Here is a 23,947-nt window from a genome sequence, read left to right on the forward strand (position 1 = left end):
CCTAGTAATCCTTTTCAAAGAACACGCCGATGCCGGTGCTGCCATCGTTCGATGCGCCGCCCTTGAGGGTGATCGAATTGGTGATGTCGAGGTTCAGGTTGATTTGTTGCTTGCCGGCGCTGTCTGCGGTGACCTCGGAATAGATCTTGTCCGAAATATAGGCACCGGCGCTGACCTCTGTGTCGCCCTCGGCGGTCTGGGTCACGTCCAGATCGCTAAGCCCGACCGCGCCGCGCAAAGTGCCGATCACGTCAAGGCTGCTGCGGCCCGAAAGCGTGGCCACGGCCGAGGCCATTCGCGCCGCTTGAAAGGGCGATATCGTATCAAGCCCGCGCCCGAACAACAGCCGCGCAACCACCTCTTCTTCGGGCAGGTCCGGCTCTGACGTAAAGCTGATTTCGGGGGCGCTGGCAGGGCCTTCGACCGCGATCATCACGGTCACATCCTCGGCGGTGGTTTCGGCCACGAAGCGGATGTAGGGGTCAAGAGCGCCCTGCATGTTCACCAGGCCCTCGGTCAGATCAAGCCGCCTGCCAAGGATATCGAGACGCCCGCGAATAAGTTGGAACATCCCCACGGGTTCAACCGCATCTGTGGTGCCCGCCAGCCGCAAGCGCCCGCCAAGTTCGGCGTCAAGCCCACGCCCGCGCACGAAAATCCGCGAGGGCGCGTTGATCTGCAAGTTCAGACCAAAGGGCCGCGCGCCGCCTGTGGTTTCGACAGCAATCAAGCCTGCGCGCTGTCGGGTGGCGCGCACCTCTGCGGGCTCGTTGATATGGCGCAGACCGGGCAGGGCGACCGAGTTGGCCCCAAGCCCCGACGGTATGCGGATGTTGGTTTCCTCAAGGTTGAGCGTGCCGCCGATCACCGCCCCGCCGGTCATCGGGCCGCTCACCGTGACATTGCCGTTCACCGTGGTGGTATAGATTTCCTGATCGCTGACCACCAGGTCGGCCAGATCAATCCTGAGATCACCGTTGAACCCTTGCGTAAGGCCCACCGGCCCGCTTGCGGTGATCACGCCGCCGTCGCGCATCCGGGCGGTAAAATTGGTCTCGGCGCGTTGATTGGACAGCGTAACAGTGCCGCTCAGGCTATCAACCCCAAGCCCGGTGCCGGGCAGGGCGATGCGCGTGTCATCGGTGGTCGCCGTGCCCGAGACCGCCCCAAGCCCCGGCGCGCCGTTGACGCGCAGATCATAGCGCGCGCTGCCTTGCAGGGCATTCGGTTTGATCATCCCGTTGATCAGCGCAAGCGGCAGCGCGCCGCGCGCTGTCAGGTCAAGCCGTTGACCGTGCTCGTAAATATCGCCGTCAACCTGCGCGGTGGTGCCACCGGGGCCCTCGGCGCTCATGGAAAGGGCGACCTGGCGCGCATCGGGGCCGATCGGGCGCGCCTGTCCCTCGGCGGTGACCGGGCCGCTGAAATCCGGGGCAAAGAGGCCCAGATTGGCCAGCCGCGCGGTGAAATTCACCGGGCCGTCGCCACCTTCGCCGGTCGCCTTGAGCGACAGTTGCGGGGTCTCGACACTCAGGGTTTCAATCTCGATGCGCTCTTTTGTGCGGGCCGCCTTGGCACCAAGGGCGATGCGCCCGGCAATCAGGCGGTCAAGGTCGGCGATTCCGGTGGCGATGTTCTCGCCGTCAAGCGCGGTGGCGATTTCAAAGGTCTGATCCTGAAGCGCGGCATTGCCCGCCAGCGTCAGAGTTGCGGCACCGCGCAAACGCTGACCGGACAGCGCGTCAAAGCGCGACAGGTCGGATATCCGGGCCGTCAGGGTGCCCGTGGCGGGAAGGCCGGGCGCATCGGGCGTCAGCGTGCCGGTGGCGGTGACATCAACCCCCATCAGGGCGGCCTCAAGCCCGGTCAGCGTGACATCGCCGCCGGTTTGCCAGCCAAGCGTTGCCTTGGCGTCGGCGGCACCGCTCAGCCGTTTGTCGGCCAAACCGAGGTCGCTCAGTTGGGCGCTCACGTCAAGTGTGCCGCTTTGGGCGCTCAACTGGCCCTTGGCGCTTGTGTTCAACACGTCGTTCTTGATGACAAGGCTGCGCAATTGGGTGCCGCTGGTGTCGCGCTTGGCCGAGAGGGCAAGCGTGCCGGGGCTTGTCAAAAGCGGGTCTAGCTGGGCGATGCCAAGGGCAAGATCACGGGTTTCGGCGCCGAGCTCAATATCGAAATCGCCGCCCAGAAGGCTGCCGGAGCCGGAAATTTCGGCACTGGCGCGACCGGCGATCTGCTGACCTGCGATGGCGGCAAACCGCGCCAGATCAGGCGCCTCAAGCCGGGCCTCGCCGCTGACCGGAAAGCCATCGGCAAGGTTGTCGATGCTGCCACGCCCCGAAAGACGCGCGTCCCCGCTCAGAATGCGCAGCCCGAGGATGCGAAGCGGCTTGCCCTCGGCCCAGTCGATCGTGGCGTGCCCGGAAAGGGCGTCGCCGGCGGCCTTGGCCAGGGCGGGATCGTTAAGGTAAAGACCGCCGAGGCTAAACTCGGTCAGGGCCGACACCCCGCGCGGCGCATTGCGCCGGATCGCGCCGCGCCCCGAAAGGGTCGCGCTTTCGATGCCAAGGCCGGGCTGCGCCAGCTCTGACAGGGTGACATTGGCGCGCCAGCGATCACCGCGCGCCGCGTCAAAGCGGGCCTCGATCACGGCCGAGCCAAGCCGCGTTGCAGGGCCGGGTATCGGCAGGCGCACCGGCGTCGTGCCATCGCCAAGCTGCCCGGCCAGGGTAAAGGCCGTGGGCCAGCCAGCCGCATCAAGCGAGAGCGAGCCGCCAAGTTGCACCTGCGCCGCAGCAAGGTTGAATTCGCTGATGTCGAGCGCGCCGCTGGCCTGGCGCACGCCTTGCAGGGCAAGCTGGCTACCGGGGCCAAAGAACGGACGGTATTCGGCGGCCATGAGCGGGGTAAGATCGCCGGCAAGGGCGGCCGTGAACTCGCGCGCGATGGCCTCGGGCGGGCCATCGGCGCGGATCGTCACGCTGCCGGCAAGGCGCGGTTCGCCGTTCGAGGCAAGGCTGATATCGGCGGTGTAATCCGACAGCGGCGCCTCACCGGCGATGGAAAGGGCGATTGACGGGCTGTCAGGCAGGTTGAGAAGGGTCGAGGCGATGCCGCCCTCGTCCTCGCGCAGCTTGAGATCAAGCGCCAGGAATTGCGTCGCGTTGACATAGGCCGCCACAAGCGTCAGCGCACCGCGTTCGTCAAGCCGGGTCACGTCAAGCTGTGCCTCACCTTCGCCCGCGCCAAGCGATAGCCCGCCAGTCAGGCGCAACTCTACCTTCTGGCCAAGGATCGGCGCGCCAAGGGTCACACGCTCGGCGCTGATCTCGCCGATATTCACCGAGACCGGCAGCTCTGGCAAGGCAAAGGGCGTCGCCTCTGCCATCTCGGGGCTCAGGTCTTCCTTGGTATTGGGCAGACGGGGCAGGTCGATCTCGCGCGCGGTCAGGCGGTTCACTTCGATGCGGCCCGACAAAAGCGCGCTTCGCGTCCAGTCGAGCGTAACATCGCGCAGCGTGAGCCAGATACCGACGTCATCGGCGATTGTGAGCTCTTCGAGCGTGGCCTGTGACGACAAGGCGCCGGCAAAGCCGGTGATGCGCACCTCGCGCCCCGCACCCGAAAGGTTGTCTTCGATCAGCCCCTGAAGATAGCCGCGATCCTCATCCGCGCTCTGCGCCAGAAGAGGGGTACACAGAGAGGTAAGAAACACGGTGAAGAGCAGCAGAAAGCGCATCAAAATGCCTGTCCAATCCCAATGTAGAGTTCAAAATCCTGGCCTGCGCCGCTATCAAGCGGGGTCGCAAGATCGACACGGATCGGGCCGACGCCGGTCATATAGCGCGCGCCGATGCCCGCACCGCTGTGCCAGTCGCCCTGACCGGTGCCAAGCGCATCCTGCGCCACATAGCCGGTATCGGCAAAGGTCACGGCCTGAATGCTCTTCGTCACATCGGCGCGCAATTCGCCGGAAAAGGCCATGAAGGCGCGCCCGCCGACGGTGACGCCGGGCGATAACTCGACCCCAAGCGACTGATAGGCTTGCCCGCGCACGGTGCCGGCCCCGCCTGAATAAAACAACATGTCGGCGGGCACATCGGTGACCTTGGCCCCCGCAACCGAGCCAAGTTGCGCCCGCGCGGCAAGGGTAAAGCGATCCGCCGCGCCGACACTGTGATAGGTGCGGGCATCGGCAAACAGGCGCGCGCCATTGCCGCTCTGGCTTTCCAGACCAAGAAACGGCGTCAGGGTAAGATCGACAAATTGGCCGGATTTGGGGTTGAGCGCGCTGTCGCGGCGCCGGTCCCAGGTGGCACGCAGCGGAAACAGCAGATGTTGCAGGCTGCGCGAGCCAAGGTCGTCGTCGATCTCGGAATAGCGATAGCTGATGCCGGCCTCGGCGGTGAGATACTTGGAAAAGATATGGCTCAACCCGCCGCCGATTTCGACACTGCGTTCGCGGTAATCGGGTTCGTTGTTTTCCTCGATGCTGGCCAGCAGGAACAGGTTTGTGTCAGCGGAAAACGTGGCGGGGCGGTCATAGCGCGCGGACAGGCGGTAATCCTCGCCGCCCGAATCGCCGCCAATGCCGCCGACCATCGCATCAAAGCGCAGCCGCTCGGCTCCGCCCAGCAGGTTGCGATGCAGCCAGAACCCGGTCAGCGTCAGCCCTTCAAGCGATGACAACTCGGCGCCGACATCGACCCGGCGGCGCTTGGCATCGACCACGCGGGTGGTGATATCAAGCGTGCCGTCGGCATTTGGGGTTTCGGCCTCGGTCATCACGACCGAGCGAAACGCGCCGGTGCGGCGCAGCCGGGTGGCCGATCGGCCAAGGGCCTCTGGCGAAAAGGTCTTGCCGGTCGGCAGCCCGGCGATGGCGCGGATGCGCGAGGGGCGCACGCGGCTAGGCCGTTCGGATGCCTCGACCTCAAGCGCGCCAAACCGCAGGCGCGGTCCGGGCGCGAGCGTGATATCGGCATCAAGGGTCTTGCGGGCATGATCGGCGGTGATCGCCTGATCCGCGACCTCGGCCTTGGCATGCCCCTTGGCGCGCCAGCCCTCGACTCCGGTGCGCGCCGCCGCGCCAATCAAGTCGCCGCGCGCGGGCTTGCCCGTGGCAAACCCCTCGGGCAGGACGGTGCGCGGATGAAGCGGCGCCACGCGCGCAGTGCCAAAGGCGAATTCAGCGCGCCGATCCACCGTGATATCAATCTGGCGGATTTCGCCCGGCGCTCGCAGCGGCGGGATGCTTGCGGCTTCTTTTCCATCAACGCGGATGGTGATCACGCCGCCATAAAAGCCCTCGGCGTAAAGCACCCCGATCAGGCGGGCATAATCCGATTGCGCGGCGGCCAGAAGATCCTGGGCGGTGGCATCGTCGCGCGCGGCCGTGGTCAGGCTCAGCGAGGCGCTGCGCAATTTGTCGGTAAAATCCTCGGACGCCTGCGGCGCGGTGAATGTGACATCGGCCGCCTGCGCGCCAAATGGCAGCAGGGCGGCGAAAAGAGCGGCGAACAGAGGGTGTTTCAAATGTGATTCTGCCACGTCAAAGGGTCCATTGAAGATAAGGATTTATCGCACTTTAGGCGGGGGAACGCCACCCGATGTCACGACCTAGGGCGAATAGGCGGAAAGTCACTCAGCCGGTTGAGAGGCGCCGACAAGCTCGGCCTCCAGCGCCTTTTCCACGGCGCCGCGTGGTTTGGTGTAGCGCGCCATAAGGTCATAGAGCACCGGCGTGACAAACAGCATAAGCACCGTTGCCATGCTCAGGCCAGCCACGATCACCGTGCCCACCGCGATCCGGCTTTCGGCGCCCGCACCGCTGGCGAGTACAAGTGGAAGCGCGCCCAGAACCGTCGAAATCGCCGTCATCACGATCGGGCGCAACCGCAAAACAGAGGCTTCGATTACCGCGTCGCGCACGCCGTAGCCCTCATCGCGCAATTGATTGGCAAACTCGACAATCAGGATGCCGTTCTTCGAGATCAGCCCGATCAGCAGGATGATCCCGATCTGGCTATAGACGTTGAGCGACAGCCCTCCAAGGGCCATGGCATAAATCGCGCCGGCCACGCCGACGGGCACGGTGAGCATGATCACCAGCGGGTGAATGAAGCTTTCGAATTGCGCGGCCAGAACAAGGTAAACGATCAACAGGGCCAAGAGAAACACCACGCCAATCCCGCCAGAGGTGTCCTTGTAGGTGCGCGATTGCCCGTCATAGCCAAGCTTGGCCTCGGGCGGCAGGATTTCGGCGGCAATGGTTTCAAGCTGGCTCAGGACCCCGCCAAGATCGGCGCCCGGCGCAAGCGCGCCCGACAATTGGATCGAGGGCAGGCGGTCAAACCGGCGCAGCGACGGCGCGGCGGCGTTTTCATTGAGCGTCACAAGCGCGCCAAGCGGCACAAGGGTTTCGCCGTCGCCCGCGCGCAGGAAGATGTTCGAGATATCCGAGGGCGTGCGCCGGTCGGCCTGTTCTGCCTGTACCAGAACCGGGTATTCGCGTCCCCGGCTTACGAAAGTCGTGACCTCGCGCGAGGCCAGCATGGTTTGCAGAGTGGCCGCGATCACATCGGCGGAAATGCCAAGGTCATCGGCGCGGGCGCGATCAATGCTGACGTCCAGTTGCGGCAGGTTCTGTTCAAAGTTGATCTCGGGGTTGACCAGCCCCTCGACGCCTTCGGCGCGTGCCAAAAGCTCGATGGCCCATTCCTTGACGCTCTCGAAATCCGGGCCGCCGATCACCACCCGCACCGGGGTGGAATTGCCGCGCAGCCCAAGCCCGGCCGGCGTCACCGGAAAGCCGCGCGCGACCGTGACATTGCCCATCTGCGGGGCGATCTCGCCGACAAGGGCCGAAATCGGGCGATCCCGCTCTTCCCAGGGCGCAAGGCGATAGACCACGAAAGACCGCCAGGCGCGTCCGCCCCAGCCGGTGAAGGTAAAGACGGTCTCGATCTCACCCGACTGGCGCATCGGTTCGAGAATTTCCTCGACCTGACGCGCGGCCATGTCGGAATGGGCGACGGTGCTGCCTTGCGGCGCGGTGAGCGGCACAAAGCCAACGCCGCGGTCTTCGCGCGGGGCCAATTCGCGCGGCAGACCGTCATAGAACAATCCGGCGCCCGCCGTCAGAACGAAGGTCGCCGCCAGAACCACCAGCGGCATGCCGATGGCCCGCACCAAAAGCCCGCGATAGACCCGAAGGACCACCGGCGCACGCTCTGGCGTGTCGGCGGCGGCCTTGCGGATCTTGCGCGCGCTCAGGATCTTGGCGGCAAGGGCGGGGCAGGCGGTCAGCGCCACAAAGGTCGAAATGCCCACCGTGCCGGCCATGACCCAGCCGAATTCGACGAAAAGCCGCCCCACCTGCCCGGGCATGAACGACAGCGGCACGAACACCGCCACCAGCGTCAGAGAAGTGGCGATGACGGCAAAGGTCACCTGTCGCGCACCCTTGAGGCTTGCCACCAGCGGGGATTCGCCAAGCTCGATCCGGCGCTGGATGTTTTCCAGCACGACAATCGCGTCATCCACCACCAATCCGATCGCCAGAAGCAAGGCCAGAAGCGTCAGCGTGTTGAGTGAAAACCCCCAGAGGCCGATCAGCATAAAGCACCCGATCAAGGAAACCGGAATGGTTATCGCCGGGATGAGCGTGGCGCGAATACTGCGCAAAAACAAGAGGATCACCGCAATCACCAGAGAGAGCGAGATGAACAAAGCGATCACCACTTCGCGGATCGAGGCCCCGACAAAAAGCGCGTCATCCGAGCCGACGATGATCTGCATGCCCTCGGGCAGGCTCGCGTTCAGCGACTTGATTTCGGCGCGCACGGCCTTGGAAATGGCCAGCGTGTTCGACTGGCTCTGGCGCAGAACGGCGACGCCGACGGCATCCTTGCCGTTGGTGCGCACGATGGTGCTGTCATCGGCGACGCCGGGCGCGATTCGCGCCACATCGCCAAGGCGCACCGGGTATCCGGCAACGCGATCCAGCACGATATCGCGAAAATCCTCGATGCTGCTCATGCGGCTGTTGAGACGCACGGAGAGTTGGCGATTATAGGATTCAACCTCGCCTGCGGGCAGTTCGATATTGTTGCGCCTGAGCGCGGCCTCGATATCCGACACCGCCAGATTGCGCGCGGCAAGGGCGCGCCGGTCGATCCAGATCCGCACCGCGAAAGGGCGCGCGCCGTAAATGTCGACATTGGCCACCCCGTCAAGCGTGGCAATGCGATCAACCACGAAACGGTCGATATAATCGGTGATCTCGGCGGTGGTCATCCGGTCAGAGGTGATGGCAAGGCGCATCACCGGGTCGGCGTCGGCGTCGCTTTTGACGACCTGCGGCTCGTCGGCCTCTTCGGGGATGTCGCCGCGCACTCGCCCGACCGCGTCGCGCACATCATTGGCGGCCACGTCGATATCGGTGCCGCTGTCAAATTCGATGGTAACGCGCGAGCGGCCCTGACGGCTCTCGGAGCTGATCGAGCGGATGCCCGAGATCGAGGCAATCGCGCCCTCGATGGTTTCGGTCAGATCGGTGTCGATCACCTCGGGCGCGGCGCCGCGATAGGTGGTGGTGACGGTGACAACCGCATTGTCCACATCCGGCAGTTCGCGCACCGGCACCGAACGCAGCGCGGCGAGGCCGAAAATCACGATCAAAAGGCTGACGACAGCGGCCAGAACCGGGCGGCGGATCGAGATATCCGAGAGCGTCATGTCGCTTTTTCCGGGGTCCCGGCGTTGGATTTGGCAGTGGCGCCCTTATCCTCGCCCTTGATCTTGAGGTCGCTGCCGGGGCGGACCCGTTGCAAGCCGCGCGTGATCACCTCTTCGCCGGGCTGAAGCCCCGAAGTCACGGCAATCATGCCGTCAAGCCGCTGACCTGTGACCACCACGCGGCGCGCGGCCTTGCCGTTTTCATTCACGAAAACATAGGTTTCGGCCGCCTGAAAGATGATAGCCTCTTCGGGCACGACAAGCGCCTCTGCCTCTGACAGGATCAGCTTGAGCGACAGGAACATGCCGGCCGGCAGGGTGCTGTCGGGGTTGGGAATAAGGGCACGGGTGCGAAAGGCGCGGCTCACAGGATCAATCCGGTTGTCAACCGCATCAATCGTGCCGGTAAATTCGCGGCCCGGAAAGGCGGCGCTGAGCGCGCTCAAGCGTTGACCGCGCGACACTTGCGCAAAGACGGTTTCGGGCAGCGAGAATTCGACCTCGATTTCGCTCAGGTCATCCAGCCGGGTCAGAACCTGCCCCTCCGAGACCCGCGCGCCGACATCGTAGTTGGTGAGACCGACAACACCGGCAAAGGGGGCCTTGATCACCCGGTCTTCAAGACGGCGGCGGGTGCGTTCAACCTCGGCGGTGGCCTCGGCCAGGCGGGCGGTGGCCTCTTCCTGACTAGCCTTTGAGACGGCATTGGTCCGGCGCAACTGGCGGATACGCTCGACGCTCTGGCGCTGTTCGGTCAGCATAGCCTCGGCCTCGACCAGATCGGCGCGCTCGATGGTATCGTCAAGCCGGGCAAGGATGTCGCCCTTTTGCACGCGGGCTCCGGAGGTGATCGCAAGTTCGACAAGGCGGCCATCCACCTCGGGCACGATATCAATGGATTGCAGCGCGCGGGTGGTGCCGACTGCCTCTATGGTTTGCTGCAAGAGCCGGGTTTCGGCGATGGCCAGCTCGACCGTAACCGGGCGCGGGCCGCCGGAGGGGGCCTCGGCCACGGCATCGGTGGCGAGATAGGTCTTATAGCCCTCAAAGCCGCCATAGGCGACGCCCCCGAGCAGACAAAGCAGCAAGAGTTGTTTCCAGACTGACATGGATATCGGGGCCCCGTTTACCAAAACATGCCCTTCGCGAAGACGGGCACCGTTGACGCATTCTAAGTCATAAGAAGTATAGTAAGCTGGGCGAAAGGCAACTCTTTGTGAGGGCGCGGCGCAATCCCTGTTCAGGCAGCGCGATGGCGGGCCAGCAAATGCGCCATGGTTTCTTGCCAGAGGGTTGGCAGATCGCTCAAGAGCCTTTCTGCCTTTGCCAATTCGCCTTGCCTTAGCGCGGTTTCGGCCTGCACCAAAAGCGCTTGCAGGGCGACGGCGCCGGTTGTGGCGGCAGAACCGGCGAACCCGTGCAGCCGGTCGGCAAGTGCCTCTGGCGGCAGGGTGTCGAGGGCTTGCACATCCTCAACGATCTGCGTGCCTTCGGCCTGAAACCTGTCGAGCAGGCCGATGATGCTTGCCGCGGAAAGCGAGGTGCCAAGATGCGACAACAGGCTGTTGTCGACGCAAATCGACGGATTTCTGGCCTGCATCGGCGTGGGAATGCCCGCCAGAAGATCCCGCAGGGTCGCCCGCCGCAGAGGCTTGGTTTCTACCGCATCCATGCCCGCCGCGCGCAGCTCGGTGGCCTTTTCCGCGCTGAAATGCGCGGTGAGGGCCACGATACGGGTGCGGGCCGAGGCGCCATTGCCCTCGCGTATGCTGCGCGTGGCCTCGATCCCGTCCATGCGGGGCATGTTGATATCCATCAGGATCAGATCGTAGTGGCGCTCGCCCGCGAGTTTGACCCCCTCAACGCCGTCGCAGGCCAGCGTGACGCGGTGGCCATCGTTCTTCAGCATCGCCTCGATCACCAGCCGGTTGTTGGCGTTGTCCTCGACCACCAGCACATCGAGCGGTGCGATGATGGCGGCGGCCGCTTTGGCGCGCGGGGCAGGGGCGGCGTGGTCCTTCACCGGCAGGGGCATGCGGATCCAGAACAGGCTGCCTTCGCCGGGCACACTTTCGGCCCCGATTTCACCCCCCATCAGGGTCACGAGATGGCGCGCGATGCCAAGGCCAAGGCCGGTGCCCTCGGGTTGATTGGCATCAGATGATCCGACGCGCACGAAATCATCAAAAACGCGGGCCAGGTTGTCTTCGCTGATCCCGCCGCCGGTATCGCTGACCTGAAATTCGACCATCGGGTTCCCACCGGGCGAGGATGCGGCGCGCACCGCCTCGATGGTGATCTGGCCATTTTGGGTGTATTTGATCGCGTTTGACACCACGTTGAGAAGCACCTGATAGACCCGGCAACGGTCACCCTCGACACGGCCAAGGCCATCCTTGGCGATCAAAAGCTCAAGTGTGTTGTTTTGAGCCCGCGCAAGGGCCTGTTGGTTCTCGATCAGCTCCTGCAGCATCTCGTCAAGATCGAACACGCCCATCCGCAGGACCATCTTGCCGACCTCGGCCTGGGTCATGTCAAGGGCATCGCTGATCTGTGTCAGCAACATCTGCCCCGAGGATTTCATCACTTTGGCATAGCGTTCCTGTTCCTGGCTTAGGCCGGTGTCCTGCAATAGATCAAGCGCGCCCAGAATGCCGTGCAGCGGCGTGCGCATCTCGTGGCTGATCATCCCGAGGAAGCGCGCCTTTGCCCGCTCCCCCGAGAGGGCGCGATCACGGGCCGACAGGATCTCGGCCTCGGCGGCAAGGCGTTCAGAGAGATCGCGCACAAAGCAGATGCACACCGCAATGTCACCGCGCCGCGCGATATCGGCCGAAATTTCCGCCGGAAATTCGCGGCCATCCAGGCTTCTTACAACAAGGTCGTCAAACCGTTTCGATCCCTGTTCGCACTCCGCCAAGAGCATCCGCCCGGTCAGAGGCGTAAGGCCGCCATCCGGGTCGGTTCGAAACAGGAAGTTACTGACCGGAATGGATAATTTATCGGCGCTTGGCAGGGCGAACATGCGGTCGGCTGCGCCGTTGGTATCCTGCACCTCGCCGGTCGGTCCGACCACGAGAATGCCATCCTGCGAGGTGTTGAGAATGGTCGTCAGCCGGTTGGTGGTGTTGCGGCTTTCCTTGGCCTGCCTGCGCGAATCCTTATACAGGCGCCAGACAAGCAGGAGCGCCAGGAAAAGCGCGCTGACCATGAGCAGGGCCAGCAGCGTTAGGGTAATGATCTGTTGGGTGAGCGCGCCGCGCTCGGCATCCGCACGCTCCGCCCCGGCGGCGATGCCTGCCAGGGCAATGTCGCGAATGCTACCGGTCATGCCCATCACCAGAGACAGGATGTGATCGTTTGCCTCGAGAAGTGCTGCATCATCGCTGTCGATGATTACCACCATCTGATCCAACAGCCCGAAAACGACCTCAAGGTCGGGTTCAACCTCGGTTCCGAGCAGGATGCTGCGGTAAACGGCGCCGTTCTTAAGTGTCATCACCCGGCTGTAGAAAAGATCAAACCGCCGCCGCAGCCCATCAAAATCCGGGGTTTGGTCGGCCTTCATGCGCTCAAGCTCGACGATCAGCTTGAGTTGATCGACCTCGATCTGGGACATCGTCCAATACACGTCGTCCTGGCTTGCGGTGCTATATCTGTCGAGCTTTTCAAGAACCGTATTGATCAGGACGGACGCCGCCAGAAAGCACAGGGCGACGACCACACTGAGCGCGGTCAATTGAACGCGGCGGCTCGCGATGAATTTAAGCGCCGTACCGACAGGCATTTCCACCATCCCTTCGGGATATCTGACCCTCTCGGGTATAAGGGATTGTCCTAACGGATTATCGCCATCCGGTCGAGTTGCCATATGCTGCGGGAATAGACGGTTTCCGTGCGGTAATCGGCATTGGCGTCATAGTTATAGATCAGCCAAAGCGGCCCGTTATCGCGCAGTTTCATGGGTTTTCCATTGCGCTCATAGGCAATGATCGGCGCCCCGGCTGTGATGCCGTCAACTGGCATGGTGATGGAATAGTCGTTCACCGCCTGCATCTGAAGTTCGCGCGCCTCGATCTTGAAATGTTCAAGCAAGGCCAGAAGGGGCACGCCGGTAAAACGCTGTACTCCACTGGTCCAAATCGTGGAGGTTTCAAAGGAAATAGCGGGAAACGCGCGCAAATCCTGCTCGCTCAGGGCGATGACGGCTGTGTCACCGCTTTCGGCCTGTGGCAGGGTGATCGTCAGGACGACCGGGGCCTCTTCGGTGGCAAAAACCCCCGTTGTCGCCCCGAAAACAGTAAGAAAACAGCCTATCAGGCCAGACATGAACCAACGTTTACGCATGTAACACCCCTCTGAACGCAGATACGCCATCTTGACGGCAATAGATTTCAAATCCATCCCCCTATGCACCTGGATAGGGGCACTATATATACGTCATTATGTGCAGGGAGTTAACGCCCAACACATTCTAAACGATTTTCGCCTTTCTTTCTTTGGGTGAGTCGATATGTACCGGAACGTCCAAAGGTTGAATGAATGAAGAAACTATTGCTGGCAGATGACCATGACCTGGTCCGGGAAACCATCGCGGAGTTTCTGCGCGCTCAGGGCAATTTTGATGTTTTTGCTGCCGAATCTCTGGAAACGGCGCTCGAATGTTACGATCGCCATGGGCCCTTTGATCTTGTCCTGCTGGATTTTGTGATGCCGGGGATGGAGGCGCTTTCGGGTCTTGCGAGGATGAAGGCGCGGGCAACATGCCCTGTGGCAATTCTCTCGGGAACGGCGCCGCCGGATGTGGCGCGCCGCGTCTTGCGCTCGGGAGCGGCGGGGTTCTTGCCCAAAACGCTTGACCCGAAATCGCTGATCGCGGCGGTGCGCCATATGCTCTTGGGCGAAATCTATAAACCGATGGATTTCTTGAGCCTGGACGACAGTGACCTCAACCAGATTAATCTGACGCCGCGCGAAACCGATGTTCTGGTGGGCATTTCAGAAGGGAAATCCAACAAGGAAATCGCCCGCGACCTGGATATTCGGGAGGTGACGGTCAAGCTTCACCTCAAGACGATGTCGCGCAAACTGAACGCAAGGAACCGGACCCATGCGGCGATGCTGGCGCGGGATATGGGCCTGGCCTGACGGTCCTTATTAACATTAGAATTGTATTTTAACTCGTTGGTATAAATGAAAAAAGGCCCCGTCGATGACGAGGCCTTTTTCTGTTTGTGCTCAGGCGCGGCGGCTGCGGCTGCGGCTGCCCGCGCGACCACCGGTACGCGCGACCTCGCCGGGCTTGGGCGGGGCTTTATTGAACTTGATCCAATTGCCGCCGTGCGGGTCGTTGTTGGTCAGGAAGTTGGCGGCCATGATGGCTTCCATCTCCTTGCCCGCGCGCGGTTTGGTCGAGCCAAGGCCAAACAGCTGACAGAAGGTTTCGTCATCCATATCGGCGGGAAGCACCAGACCGGTGGCAGCAACCTCGGCCTTCTTGGCCTCGATCTCGGCCTGTTTCACCGGCAGGGCGATCGGGTTCATGATCGCGCTGGTCATGCCGGCGGCCATGGCCATCGGCAGGAAGGCGTTGTTGATGCCGTGACGGTTGGGCAGGCCAAAGCTGATGTTTGAGGCGCCGCAAGTGGTGTTCACCCCAAGCTCGTCGCGCAGGCGGCGCACGAGGGTAAAGACCTGAAGGCCGGCGGTGCCCATGGCGCCCACGGGCATGACCAGCGGATCAACCACGATGTCATGCGCGGGAATACCGAAATCGGCGGCGCGCTGAACGATCTTCTTGGCGACCTCAAAGCGTACATCGGGGTCCTCAGAGATGCCGGTATCGTCGTTCGAAATCGCCACCACCGGCACGTTGTACTTTTTGACCAGCGGCAGAACGTATTCAAGCCGATCCTCTTCACCGGTGACCGAGTTCAGAAGCGGGCGGCCTTCACAGGCCTGAAGGCCGGCCTCAAGAGCGGCGGGCACCGAGCTGTCGATGCAGAGCGGCAGGTCCACAAGCCCTTGAACCAGCTCGATGATCTTGGTCATCAGCGGCGGCTCGGTCTCGTTGGGGTTGGGGTTCGAGTTGTAAACCACGCCCGCATTGATATCGAGAACGGTGGCGCCGGCAGCGGCCTGGGCAATCGCGTCGGCCTCGACGGTCGAGAAATCGCCCGCCTCTAGCTCGGCGGCCAGTTTCTTGCGGCCCGTGGGGTTGATGCGCTCACCGATCACGCAGAACGGCTCGTCAAAGCCGATAACGGCGGTTTTGGTTTTGCTCTCGACGATGGTGCGGGTCATATGAGGTCCTTCAGGATACGTTTGCAGGTTTGCCGGCGTCGCCGCCGTTTTCGATGGCCCAGGTGGCGTTGGTCTTGATCCCGCCAAGCGGGAAGAAGTGGACCTTTTCGATGTTGAAATCGGGGTTTGCGGCCTTATGCGCGGCCAGCTCTTTCAACACGTCGTTGGGCTCGTAGGGCAGCAAAAGCTTGGTGACATCCATCGCCCGCTTTTGCAGCACCTTGAGAGAGGGGCCGACACCACAGGCAATCGCGAACTTGATCAGCGTCTGAAGCTTGGCCGGACCAGCGATACCGATGTGGATCGGCAGGGTGATGCCGGCGGCCGCAAGGTCATCGGCCCATTTGATGATCGGCTTGGCGTCAAAGGCAAACTGGGTTGCAAGCGCCATTTCGGCATCGGTGGTCTCGTTGAATTTCTGCTTCCAGCGCAGCGCGTCCATGACGTTTTGCATGCCGCCCTTGGGGTCGATATCCTTGTTGCCCTCGGGGTGGCCGGCCACGTGCAGGCGCTTGAACCCGGCGCGATCAAATTCACCGCTTTCCAGAAGTTGCATCGAGGAGTCGAAATCGCCATGCGGCTCCGTGACGCCACCGGCCAGAAGAAGCCCCTGATCGACGCCGGCCTCGCCCTGATAGCGCGCGATCCAGTCGGTGAGGGTCGCCTTGTCCTTGATGATCCGCGCCGGGAAGTGCGGCATCACCGGATAGCCATCGGTGGCCAGACGCTTGGCGGTCGCGACCATCTCTTCGATCGGGGTGCCCTCGATATGGGCGATATAGACGCGGGTGCCCGTCGGCAGCAGATCGCGAAAGTTCTCGACCTTCTCGGCGGTGCGCGGCATCACCTCGATCGAATACCCCTGCAAAAACGCCTCAAGCTGGCCATTGGCCGGTGCGGCGGTCTTTTCACGCTTCTTGAAATTCAACAAAGCCATTGCGGCCTCCCATAGCGATCCGGGGCGCATCACGCCCAGCCATTATTGGCAATCAGGGTCTTTATCCGGTCCTGATCATACTCTGCATCAAGCCGGGCCGCCTCTGATTTGGCGACCTCATCCTGATCTCCGTCAACGGAATAGGGATCTGCCTTGCGCCATGCGGCAAGATAGTCATCCGTCCCCGCCGCGCCGGTCTTCATGGCGGCGCGGTCAATCGCCTGCTCAAAGCGTTCGGGCAGCTGTACTTTGCTGCCGCGGCGGCCTTTCCCGGCGATAACCTGAGCGGGGATGTCCCGCCAGTAGACAATGGTGACGTCAACCATGGCTGATTCCTTTTCCTTAAGGTCTTTTCCTAATGCAGGCGGCCGCGTGCTCAGGGTTCGATTTCGACAGAACGGACGCGTCATGCGACCTAGCGACACTAACCGGGGGGCGCAGAGGTGACCACGGCGAGACATGCGAAAAATATTCATCATCGTTATCAAGATCGCGCTTGGGGCCTTCGCGGCGCTTGCGCGGGACCACGTAAGCCACTACCTTGGGGATAACTTGAAATGGAGGGCGTGTCGTTATGGCGCCCAAGCGTCCCGAAAGTGCGGGCGCGGTCCCGAAACCGGTTGAGAGCCCCGCACTGAACCAGCCGGATCAGATGCCGCTTTATGCGGCGCTTGATCTGGGAACAAACAGTTGCCGCATGCTGATTGCCCAACCGCGGGGCAATCAGTTCAAAGTCGTGGACAGCTTTTCCAAGTCGGTCCAGCTTGGCGCCGGGCTTGGAAGCTCGGGGCGGTTGTCGCGCGCCGCGATCTATCGCACCATTCAGGCGCTTCGGGTCTGTCGGCAAAAGCTCAAGCGCCACCGCGTGGAGCAGATGCGCCTTGTGGCGACCGAAGCCTGTCGGCGCGCCACCAACGGCGCCGATTTCATGCGGCGGGTGGAACGCGAAACCGGGTTGAAGCTTGATATCATCGCGCCGCAGGAAGAGGCCCAGCTTGCGGTCGTGTCCTGCGCCCCGCTGGTGAGCCCGAATACCGATCAGCTTTTGGTGGTTGATATCGGCGGCGGCTCGACCGAATTGGTCTGGATCGACCTGACCGGCGTGCCGCGCCCTGAACGGCGCCGCGCGATCATGCGGATGCATCTTGGCTTTAACGCCTGCGACAGCCGCTTTGCCGCCGCGCGGGTGGTCGATTGGATCAGCGTGCCGCTTGGGGTGGCGACGCTGCGCGATCAGTTCCGCGATGTCGAGGACGATTCTGCGCGCTTTGCCCTGATGAGCTGGTTTTTCGAGGAAAACCTCGCCGAATTCGCCCCCTACAAGGACGAGCAAAAGCGCGAGGGCTTTCAGATCATCGGCACCAGCGGCACCGTCACAACGGTCGCCGCCAGCCATCTTAACCTCAAGCGGTATGACCGCAACAAGGTTGACGGGATGACCATGACCAGCGACGAGATCGACCGCGTGATCCGGAGCTATCTTGCGCTTGGGCCTGCGGGGCGGCGCGCCGATCCGCGCATCGGGCTTGACCGGCAGGCGCTGATCATGTCGGGCGCGGCAATTTTACAGGCGCTTTTGCGATGCTGGCCAACCGACCGTCTGTCGGTGGCCGATCGCGGTTTGCGCGAAGGCATGCTCTACGCCCAAATGGCGGCGGATGGGGTTTTCAAGGACGGAACAGACTGATGGCCAAGACACCGGATGGCAAGAACACCTCGGGGCGCGGACAGCGTGAACTGACGGTGCAGGTAAAGACCGCGCGCGGGCGCAAACCCTCGTCGACACGCTGGCTTCAACGCCAGTTGAACGACCCCTACGTCAAGCGCGCTCAGGTCGAGGGCTATCGCGGGCGCGCGGCCTTCAAGATCATGGAGGTGGACGACAAGTTTCGCTTTCTGGTGCCGGGCGCGCGGATTGTCGATCTTGGCTGTGCGCCGGGGGGCTGGTGCCAGGTGGCGGTGCCACGGGTCAACGCGCTTGGCGAAAAGCAGGGCAAGGCGGTGGGGCGCATTCTTGGCGTCGATCTGCAAGAGGTCGAGCCGATTCCGGGCTGTGAAATCCATCAGCTTGATTTCATGGCCGATGATGCCGACGAACAGGTCAAGGAATGGCTTGGCGGCAAGGCCGATGTGGTGATGTCGGACATGGCCGCGTCAAGTTCGGGCCACAAACAGACCGACCATTTGCGCATCATCGCACTCTGCGAGGCGGCGGCTTACCTTGCCTTTGACGTGCTCGAAGTCGGCGGCACCTTCGTGTCCAAGGTTCTGGCCGGGGGCGCCGAGGGCGAGTTGCAGAAGATTCTGAAAACGCGCTTTGAAAAAGTGCATAACGTCAAACCGCCTGCGTCACGCGCCGACAGTTCGGAAAAATTCGTCGTCGCCACCGGGTTTCGCGGTTGAGTTCATAAAACCGGCGGTTGGGTCTCTGGGGGCAAGCCAAGCGAGTGTTCCGCTGCGCGGGCGATCGCCGCAAGGTCGCCCGGATCATGCGGCGGTCGGCTCAAAACCCGTTTGTTGACGTGTTTCGCCATGCTGCGCTGACGGATCAGTTCGAACAATAGCGCATGGCGCGGCGGTTTTTGCCGTAACGATGACGCGGGGGCGTGAAAAGACATACCGAACCTCTTGCGTGACTGCGGTAACGTGACGTCAATTGATTGGCATGAAATTAAGGCGGATTTGGCCCCTCACCGGTGCAATCGCGTGGCAAAAGGCGGAATTCACGTTAAAAGGGGCCAAAAATTGCGGTGACGCTGGCGATCGGCGGCGTGTCGCAGACCTGTTTGCACCGGGGCGCAAGTTGCGAGATAGTCACGTCAAAGCGACCCCGAGTCTGGTGCAAACGCGCCACGGGCCGCAAGCAGGGAAAGGACATCAAAGATGCGATATGAGGCGCCAAACAGCGTTGAGGCCGCGGTTGATCTATTGGCCGCGACCGAGGGGGCTTATGTTCTGGCCGGGGGCACCGATTTGCTGGTGAAACTGCGCGCCGAGATGCTTGAGCCGGACCTTGTGGTCGATATCAAGCGGATTGCCGGCATGAAGGACATCACGGCCGAAAACGGCGGCTGGCGCATCGGCGCGGCTGTCTCGGGGGCCGAGATGGGCGAGCATGCCGGGCTTCTCCGCGATTGGCCCGGCGTGGTCGAGGCCGTGGGTCTGATCGGCTCGACCCAGGTACAGGGCCGCGCGACACTGGCGGGCAACCTCTGCAATGCTTCGCCGGCCGCCGATAGCGTGCCCGCGATGGTTGCGGCCAATGCCACCCTGCGGATCGTCGGCCCCAAGGGCAGCCGCGATGTCGCGGTGATCGACGTGCCCGCAAGCCCGGGCAAGACCACGCTGGCGCCGGGCGAATTCATCGCCTCGGTGTTTTTACCCGCAAAGCCCGAGCACGGTGGCGATGCCTATCTGCGCTTTATCCCGCGCACCGAGATGGATATCGCCGTGGTCGGCTGTGGCGTTTCGCTTGTGCTTGACGGCGCGGGCAAGGTCAGTGCGGCGCGCGTCTCGCTTGGCGCGGTTGGCCCCAAGGTGATGCTGGTCGAGGCGGGCGCCGAGGCCCTGATTGGCCGCGCGCCCAAAGGCGACGCTCTGGAGGATCTGGCCGCCGTCTGTTCGGCTGCGGCCACCCCGATTGACGACAAACGCGGCACGGTTGATTTTCGCCGCCACGTCGCGGGCGTTCTGGCCCGCCGCGCGACCGAGATCGCCGCGATCCGCGCAAAAGGAGAAACCGCATGAGCCAGATTCACGTAACAACCTCGATCAACGGCGACGCCACGGAATTTCTGTGCGAGGCCGAAGACACGCTTTTGGATGTGCTGCGCGACCGGCTTGGCATGACCGGCTCGAAAGAGGGCTGCGGCACCGGAGATTGCGGCGCCTGTTCGGTCACGGTTGATGGGCGGCTGGTCTGTTCCTGTCTGATGCTGGGGGCCGAGGCCGAGGGCCGCGAGGTCACCACCATCGAGGGCATGGCCACGGGCGATCAACTGCACCCGCTGCAACAGAAGTTCATCGAGATGGCCGCCCTGCAATGCGGCATCTGCACGCCGGGCATCCTTGTGGCGGCGAAATCGCTTCTGGAAAAGAACCCCGATCCGACAGAGGAAGAGGTGCGCTATTGGCTGGCGGGCAATCTCTGCCGCTGCACCGGATATGACAAAATCATCCGCGCCGTGATGGAAACGGCGGCGGATCTGCGGAGGGCTTCGTGATGGCATTGGACAGCTCAGACAAACCCCGGACCTTCAAGGTTGTCGGCACGCGCCCGCTGCGCCCCGATGGCATTGACAAGGTCACTGGTCGCGCCCGCTTTGGCGCCGATATCGTTGCCCCCGGCATGCTGGTGGGGCGCGTGTTGCGCAGCCCGCATGCCCATGCCCGGATCGTCAAGATCGACACCTCGAAGGCGCGCGCACTTTCGGGCGTCAAGGCCGTGGTGACACGTGCCGATTTCGGCGCTGTGCCCGATAGCGTGGCCGATGTGATCGACAATTGCATGGCCGGTGACAAGGCACTTTACGACGGGCACGCGGTGGCCGCCGTTGCCGCCTCAAGTGCTGCCGTGGCGCGCAAGGCCCTGCGCCTTATCGAGGTCGAATATGAGGTTCTGGCGCATGTGAGCGATGTCGACGCGGCGATGAAACCCGACGCGCCGGTTCTGCACAGGGGCCGTCAGGAAGAGAGCGTGCCCGAAGGCTATTCGCAAAACGTGATGTCGCGGGTCGAGTTCGGGCATGGCGATATCGACAAGGGGCTGGCTGAGGCCGACCGCGTGGTCGAGCGCACCTATCGCACCGGCGCCACCCATCAGGGCTATATCGAGCCGCATGCGTGTTTGGCGACGATGGGCCCGGACGGGCAGGCCGATCTGTGGTGCTGTACGCAGGGCCATTACATGGTGCGCAACACCTGCGCGGCGATCCTCGGCATGGAACAGGGCCAGCTTCGCGTCACCGCAAGCGAGATCGGCGGCGGGTTTGGCGGCAAGACCACGGTCTTTCTGGAGCCTGTTGCCTTGTTGCTGTCGAAACTTTCCGGGCGCCCGGTCAAGATGGTGATGAGCCGCTCCGAGGTTCTGCGCGCCACCGGGCCGACCTCGTCAAGCTCGATTGATGTCAAGATCGGCATGACCAAGGATGGCCGCATCACCGCCGGTTTCGCGCAATTGCGCTATCAGGGCGGGGCATACCCCGGCTCGCCGGTCGATATGGGCTCGATGTCGGCCTTTGCGCCCTATGACCTTGAGAACGTGAAAACCGTCGGCTTTGACGTGGTCACCAACCGCCCCAAGGCCGCCGCTTACCGTGCGCCGGGCGCGCCGATGGCGGCCTTTGCCGTGGAAAGCGCGGTGGATGAGTTGGCCAAGGGCTTTGGCCTTGATCCGCTTGAGGTGCGCCTAAAGAATGCCGCGCGCGAGGGCACTGTTGCCTCTTACGGGCCGACCTTTCCGGCGATCGGCCTTGAGGCCACGCTAGAGGCGGCCAGGGCACATCCGCATTGGACCGCGCCCTTGGGTGAAAACCAGGGGCGGGGCGTTGCCTGTGGCTTTTGGTTCAACTTCGGTGGCGATACCTGTGTGACCCTCAATGTTACCCCCGATGGCACGGTCACCGTCTCCGAGGGCAACCCCGATATCGGCGGTTCGCGCGCCTCGATGACGATGATGGCCGCCGAAGAGCTTGGCATTCCTTACACACAGGTCCGCACGATCATCGCCGACACCGGATCGCTTGGTCAGAACGAGGTGACCGACGGTTCTCGGGTGACCTTTGCCGTTGGTCTTGCCACGATTGAGGCCGCCCGCAACGCCAAGCGCGAGATGTGCAAACGCGCCGCGATGGTCTGGGGCATCGACGAAGAGGCGGTCGAATGGGTCGATGGCGCGGCGCGCCCGGCGGGCCCGAATGCGGGCAAGCATGACCCGATGACCCTAAAGGAAATCGCCGCGATTGCCAGCAACACCGGCGGGCCGATTGCCGGGCATTACGAGGTCAATGCCGAGGGCGCCGGCGTCAGTTTTGGCACCCATATGGTGGATGTCGAGGTCGATCCCGACACCGGCGCGCCGAAAATCCTGCGCTATACGGTGTTTCAGGATGCCGGCAAGGCGGTGCATCCGGCCTATGTCGAAGGCCAGTTTCAGGGCGGCGCGGTGCAGGGCATCGGTTGGGCGCTGAACGAGGAATACATTTACGGGGAGGATGGCGTTCTGCAAAATGCCGGCTTCCTCGACTACCGTATTCCGGTCGCCTCGGACTTGCCGATGATCGACACGGTGATCCTTGAGATTGCCAATCCGGGGCATCCGTATGGTGTGCGCGGGGTTGGCGAGACGCCAATCGTGCCTCCGCTTGCGGCCATCGCCAATGCCGTGTCGGCGGCGGCGGGGGTGCGGATGACCGACCTGCCAATGTCACCGCCACGCATTCTTGCCGCCATTCAGGGGCAAAAGGGCGGCTAAGGGCATGGTCAAGGTGCGCGTCTGGGGCTCACTCGCCGAATTTACCGAAGGCCAAACCGAGGTCGAGATCAAGGCCGACACCCTGCGCGAGTTGCTGGATGGGCTGGCCGGGGAATATCCCGGCCTGCGCCCGCAGCTTGAGCGCGGGATTTCGGTGGCAATTGACGGCCGCGTTTACAACGACAGCTGGTTCACGCCAATCTCTGAGGAGAGCGAGGTTGTCTTGTTACGCCGCCTCAAGGGTGGTTGATGTAATGCATCAACAGTGACAGTTATGCCTTTATTATAAATCTACTTTACCAGCTTCACAATATCACGGAATTCAGGGTGCTCGGCAGTTGTCATCCACTCGAAGATCACCATTTCCGTAGTTACAATCTCGGCCCCGTGATGCGCCATACGCCCCAGTGCGGCGCGCCGGTTTTCCTCCATACGCGACCCGATGGCGTCTGCCACCACATAGACGCGGCGGCCATCGGACAAGAGGCCAAGCACGGTTTGAAGCACGCAGACATGCGCCTCGCAGCCCATGACGACAAGCGCCGTGTTATCGGCAAGATGTGCGGTCACCTCGGGGGTGCGACAGGCATCAAACGTCATCTTGTGGAGGACTTCTTCGCCCGGCTCGGGCGCAAGCTCGGGCAGGGTGGTGCCAAGGCCCTTGGGGTTCTGCTCGGTATAGGAAATCGGTAATTCAAGGCGCCGCGCCGCCGATAACAGGCGCCCGGCGTTCTGCACCACCGGCGCGCTGTCGTGAATGGCGGGCATAAGGCGCGCCTGAAAGTCGATCACCAAAAGGTGCGAGGTGCGCGCGTCAATTGTCAGCATGGGCCGTGTCCTGTCGTAAGGGTGGCGGTTTTCTCGGCGATATAACGCGCCATCATATCGGGGGCAGAGGCGCCGAACATACGAATGCGTCCGGTGTGCAGCAACAACAGCAATCCGGTGGCATGGGCAAAAAGATCGACGGTCAAAAGCTTGGCGTCATGGTCTGACACACCAAGATCAATCGCCGCGCGCGAGATCGGTGCAAGCGCGTCCTCAAGGGCCGCGTTGAGCGCCTCGTCGTGGTCACGGCCAAGGCCGGCGGGCTTCATGCCGCCGCGAAACAGGTAGAACCCGAGGTCAAGATCGCGGGGATGGTCGGCGTAATAGGTGAAAAACGCCATCGCCGCCGCGTTAAGGCGTGCGGAGGCGGTTTCGCCGGCCTCGCCCGCCGTGGTCGCCGCGCCAAGGCGTGCCAGCGAGGCCATCAGAACCTCGGCGTAAAGCGCCTCTTTCGAGGCGAAATGAAAGTAAAGCGCCGCCGGAGTATAGCCTGCACGCGCCGCCACCGCCCGGAGGCTTGCGCCTTCAAGTCCGTCCTGCGCAAAAATCTGCGCAGCGGCATCAAGGATCAGCGCGCGCTTGGCCTCGGTGTCTGCGCGCGGGCGTTTGGGGCGGGGGGCTGGCATCTGGCGGGCACCGCTTTGGGGAAATCGAACACCGTTCAATTT

Annotated in this window: 19 protein-coding genes; 7 read left to right on the plus strand and 12 right to left on the minus strand. The window is 62.9% G+C overall.

Features of this window, described 5'->3' with window-relative positions:
• Position 1: 1 nt before the first annotated feature.
• The 6 genes from ROG8370_RS00240 to ROG8370_RS00265 all read right to left on the minus strand — a co-directional run bounded on the left by ROG8370_RS00240 (position 2) and on the right by ROG8370_RS00265 (position 13,086).
• Complete coding sequence (locus ROG8370_RS00240; protein ID WP_245827127.1) at positions 2-3,739, minus strand: translocation/assembly module TamB domain-containing protein; 3,738 nt, start codon at positions 3,737-3,739, stop codon at positions 2-4.
• Positions 3,739-5,550, minus strand: a complete 1,812-nt coding sequence (locus tag ROG8370_RS00245; protein WP_245827128.1) for an autotransporter assembly complex protein TamA — start codon at positions 5,548-5,550, stop codon at positions 3,739-3,741. The genes ROG8370_RS00240 and ROG8370_RS00245 overlap by 1 nt, the downstream gene beginning before the upstream one ends.
• 90 nt (positions 5,551-5,640) lie before the next feature.
• Positions 5,641-8,739: an efflux RND transporter permease subunit gene (locus ROG8370_RS00250; protein WP_085825086.1), complete on the minus strand. Its 3,099-nt coding sequence runs from the start codon at positions 8,737-8,739 to the stop codon at positions 5,641-5,643.
• Complete coding sequence (locus ROG8370_RS00255; protein ID WP_085825087.1) at positions 8,736-9,848, minus strand: efflux RND transporter periplasmic adaptor subunit; 1,113 nt, start codon at positions 9,846-9,848, stop codon at positions 8,736-8,738. The genes ROG8370_RS00250 and ROG8370_RS00255 overlap by 4 nt, the downstream gene beginning before the upstream one ends.
• A gap of 131 nt (positions 9,849-9,979) precedes the next feature.
• On the minus strand, positions 9,980-12,526 hold the full coding sequence (locus ROG8370_RS00260) for an ATP-binding protein (protein ID WP_085825260.1): 2,547 nt from the start codon (positions 12,524-12,526) through the stop codon (positions 9,980-9,982).
• A 50-nt stretch (positions 12,527-12,576) separates the two neighbouring features.
• Entirely contained in the window at positions 12,577-13,086 is a 510-nt protein-coding gene (locus tag ROG8370_RS00265) for a putative pterin-binding protein (RefSeq protein ID WP_139838000.1), read from the minus strand.
• A 195-nt stretch (positions 13,087-13,281) separates the two neighbouring features.
• Here ROG8370_RS00265 and ROG8370_RS00270 point away from each other — a divergent pair, with 195 nt between their 5' ends.
• The gene (locus ROG8370_RS00270) at positions 13,282-13,887 is read left to right on the plus strand and encodes a response regulator transcription factor (protein ID WP_085825089.1); all 606 of its coding nucleotides are present in this window, start codon (positions 13,282-13,284) and stop codon (positions 13,885-13,887) included.
• 90 nt (positions 13,888-13,977) lie between these two features.
• Here ROG8370_RS00270 and ROG8370_RS00275 read toward each other — a convergent pair whose 3' ends face one another.
• From ROG8370_RS00275 to ROG8370_RS00285, 3 genes are read right to left on the minus strand one after another with little or no spacing between them, the layout of a single operon-like run.
• The gene (locus tag ROG8370_RS00275) at positions 13,978-15,042 is read right to left on the minus strand and encodes a methyltetrahydrofolate cobalamin methyltransferase (RefSeq protein ID WP_085825090.1); all 1,065 of its coding nucleotides are present in this window, start codon (positions 15,040-15,042) and stop codon (positions 13,978-13,980) included.
• A gap of 10 nt (positions 15,043-15,052) precedes the next feature.
• Complete coding sequence (locus ROG8370_RS00280) at positions 15,053-15,979, minus strand: methylenetetrahydrofolate reductase (RefSeq protein WP_085825261.1); 927 nt, start codon at positions 15,977-15,979, stop codon at positions 15,053-15,055.
• 29 nt (positions 15,980-16,008) lie between these two features.
• A complete protein-coding gene (locus ROG8370_RS00285; protein WP_085825091.1) occupies positions 16,009-16,305 on the minus strand; it encodes a virulence factor in 297 nt (98 codons plus the stop codon).
• 248 nt (positions 16,306-16,553) lie between these two features.
• On the opposite strand from ROG8370_RS00285, the gene ROG8370_RS00290 reads away from it, so the two are divergent.
• Both ROG8370_RS00290 and ROG8370_RS00295 read left to right on the plus strand, forming a co-directional pair.
• On the plus strand, positions 16,554-17,666 hold the full coding sequence (locus ROG8370_RS00290) for a Ppx/GppA phosphatase family protein (RefSeq protein WP_085825092.1): 1,113 nt from the start codon (positions 16,554-16,556) through the stop codon (positions 17,664-17,666).
• Complete coding sequence (locus tag ROG8370_RS00295; protein WP_085825093.1) at positions 17,666-18,382, plus strand: RlmE family RNA methyltransferase; 717 nt, start codon at positions 17,666-17,668, stop codon at positions 18,380-18,382. The genes ROG8370_RS00290 and ROG8370_RS00295 overlap by 1 nt, the downstream gene beginning before the upstream one ends.
• A gap of 2 nt (positions 18,383-18,384) precedes the next feature.
• Here the strand turns inward: ROG8370_RS00295 and ROG8370_RS00300 are convergent, their stop codons facing one another.
• Entirely contained in the window at positions 18,385-18,597 is a 213-nt protein-coding gene (locus ROG8370_RS00300; RefSeq protein ID WP_085825094.1) for a hypothetical protein, read from the minus strand.
• A 265-nt stretch (positions 18,598-18,862) separates the two neighbouring features.
• On the opposite strand from ROG8370_RS00300, the gene ROG8370_RS00305 reads away from it, so the two are divergent.
• The 4 genes from ROG8370_RS00305 to ROG8370_RS00320 are packed head-to-tail and all read left to right on the plus strand — an operon-like array spanning position 18,863 to position 22,701.
• Positions 18,863-19,726 carry an FAD binding domain-containing protein gene (locus ROG8370_RS00305; RefSeq protein ID WP_085825095.1) on the plus strand — a complete coding sequence of 288 codons (864 nt, stop codon included), beginning with the start codon at positions 18,863-18,865 and terminating at the stop codon, positions 19,724-19,726.
• Complete coding sequence (locus tag ROG8370_RS00310; protein WP_085825096.1) at positions 19,723-20,202, plus strand: (2Fe-2S)-binding protein; 480 nt, start codon at positions 19,723-19,725, stop codon at positions 20,200-20,202. The genes ROG8370_RS00305 and ROG8370_RS00310 overlap by 4 nt, the downstream gene beginning before the upstream one ends.
• Entirely contained in the window at positions 20,202-22,451 is a 2,250-nt protein-coding gene (locus ROG8370_RS00315) for a xanthine dehydrogenase family protein molybdopterin-binding subunit (protein WP_085825097.1), read from the plus strand. Before ROG8370_RS00310 ends, ROG8370_RS00315 begins: the two co-directional genes overlap by 1 nt.
• Positions 22,452-22,455: 4 nt before the next feature.
• Positions 22,456-22,701, plus strand: a complete 246-nt coding sequence (locus ROG8370_RS00320; protein ID WP_085825098.1) for a MoaD/ThiS family protein — start codon at positions 22,456-22,458, stop codon at positions 22,699-22,701.
• A 41-nt stretch (positions 22,702-22,742) separates the two neighbouring features.
• Here ROG8370_RS00320 and ROG8370_RS00325 read toward each other — a convergent pair whose 3' ends face one another.
• Together ROG8370_RS00325 and ROG8370_RS00330 are read right to left on the minus strand one after the other, a co-directional pair.
• Entirely contained in the window at positions 22,743-23,279 is a 537-nt protein-coding gene (locus ROG8370_RS00325; RefSeq protein WP_085825099.1) for an isochorismatase family protein, read from the minus strand.
• Positions 23,273-23,905: a TetR/AcrR family transcriptional regulator gene (locus ROG8370_RS00330; RefSeq protein WP_085825100.1), complete on the minus strand. Its 633-nt coding sequence runs from the start codon at positions 23,903-23,905 to the stop codon at positions 23,273-23,275. Before ROG8370_RS00330 ends, ROG8370_RS00325 begins: the two co-directional genes overlap by 7 nt.
• Positions 23,906-23,947 lie beyond the last annotated feature (42 nt).

The sequence above is a fragment of the Roseovarius gaetbuli genome, from assembly GCF_900172365.1.
GTDB classification, from domain to species: domain Bacteria; phylum Pseudomonadota; class Alphaproteobacteria; order Rhodobacterales; family Rhodobacteraceae; genus Roseovarius; species Roseovarius gaetbuli.

Excerpts from the sequence above, each read along its gene's own strand:
- ROG8370_RS00240 (WP_245827127.1), bottom strand. The coding sequence starts at position 3,739 with ATGCGCTTTCTGCTGCTCTTCACCGTGTTTCTTACCTCTCTGTGTACC.
- ROG8370_RS00250 (WP_085825086.1), bottom strand. The coding sequence starts at position 8,739 with ATGACGCTCTCGGATATCTCGATCCGCCGCCCGGTTCTGGCCGCTGTC.
- ROG8370_RS00255 (WP_085825087.1), bottom strand. The coding sequence starts at position 9,848 with ATGTCAGTCTGGAAACAACTCTTGCTGCTTTGTCTGCTCGGGGGCGTC.
- ROG8370_RS00260 (WP_085825260.1), bottom strand. The coding sequence starts at position 12,526 with ATGCCTGTCGGTACGGCGCTTAAATTCATCGCGAGCCGCCGCGTTCAA.
- ROG8370_RS00265 (WP_139838000.1), bottom strand. The coding sequence starts at position 13,086 with ATGCGTAAACGTTGGTTCATGTCTGGCCTGATAGGCTGTTTTCTTACT.
- ROG8370_RS00270 (WP_085825089.1), top strand. The coding sequence starts at position 13,282 with ATGAAGAAACTATTGCTGGCAGATGACCATGACCTGGTCCGGGAAACC.
- ROG8370_RS00275 (WP_085825090.1), bottom strand. The coding sequence starts at position 15,042 with ATGACCCGCACCATCGTCGAGAGCAAAACCAAAACCGCCGTTATCGGC.
- ROG8370_RS00280 (WP_085825261.1), bottom strand. The coding sequence starts at position 15,979 with ATGGCTTTGTTGAATTTCAAGAAGCGTGAAAAGACCGCCGCACCGGCC.
- ROG8370_RS00285 (WP_085825091.1), bottom strand. The coding sequence starts at position 16,305 with ATGGTTGACGTCACCATTGTCTACTGGCGGGACATCCCCGCTCAGGTT.
- ROG8370_RS00290 (WP_085825092.1), top strand. The coding sequence starts at position 16,554 with ATGGCGCCCAAGCGTCCCGAAAGTGCGGGCGCGGTCCCGAAACCGGTT.
- ROG8370_RS00295 (WP_085825093.1), top strand. The coding sequence starts at position 17,666 with ATGGCCAAGACACCGGATGGCAAGAACACCTCGGGGCGCGGACAGCGT.
- ROG8370_RS00300 (WP_085825094.1), bottom strand. The coding sequence starts at position 18,597 with ATGTCTTTTCACGCCCCCGCGTCATCGTTACGGCAAAAACCGCCGCGC.
- ROG8370_RS00305 (WP_085825095.1), top strand. The coding sequence starts at position 18,863 with ATGCGATATGAGGCGCCAAACAGCGTTGAGGCCGCGGTTGATCTATTG.
- ROG8370_RS00310 (WP_085825096.1), top strand. The coding sequence starts at position 19,723 with ATGAGCCAGATTCACGTAACAACCTCGATCAACGGCGACGCCACGGAA.
- ROG8370_RS00315 (WP_085825097.1), top strand. The coding sequence starts at position 20,202 with ATGGCATTGGACAGCTCAGACAAACCCCGGACCTTCAAGGTTGTCGGC.
- ROG8370_RS00320 (WP_085825098.1), top strand. The coding sequence starts at position 22,456 with ATGGTCAAGGTGCGCGTCTGGGGCTCACTCGCCGAATTTACCGAAGGC.
- ROG8370_RS00325 (WP_085825099.1), bottom strand. The coding sequence starts at position 23,279 with ATGCTGACAATTGACGCGCGCACCTCGCACCTTTTGGTGATCGACTTT.
- ROG8370_RS00330 (WP_085825100.1), bottom strand. The coding sequence starts at position 23,905 with ATGCCAGCCCCCCGCCCCAAACGCCCGCGCGCAGACACCGAGGCCAAG.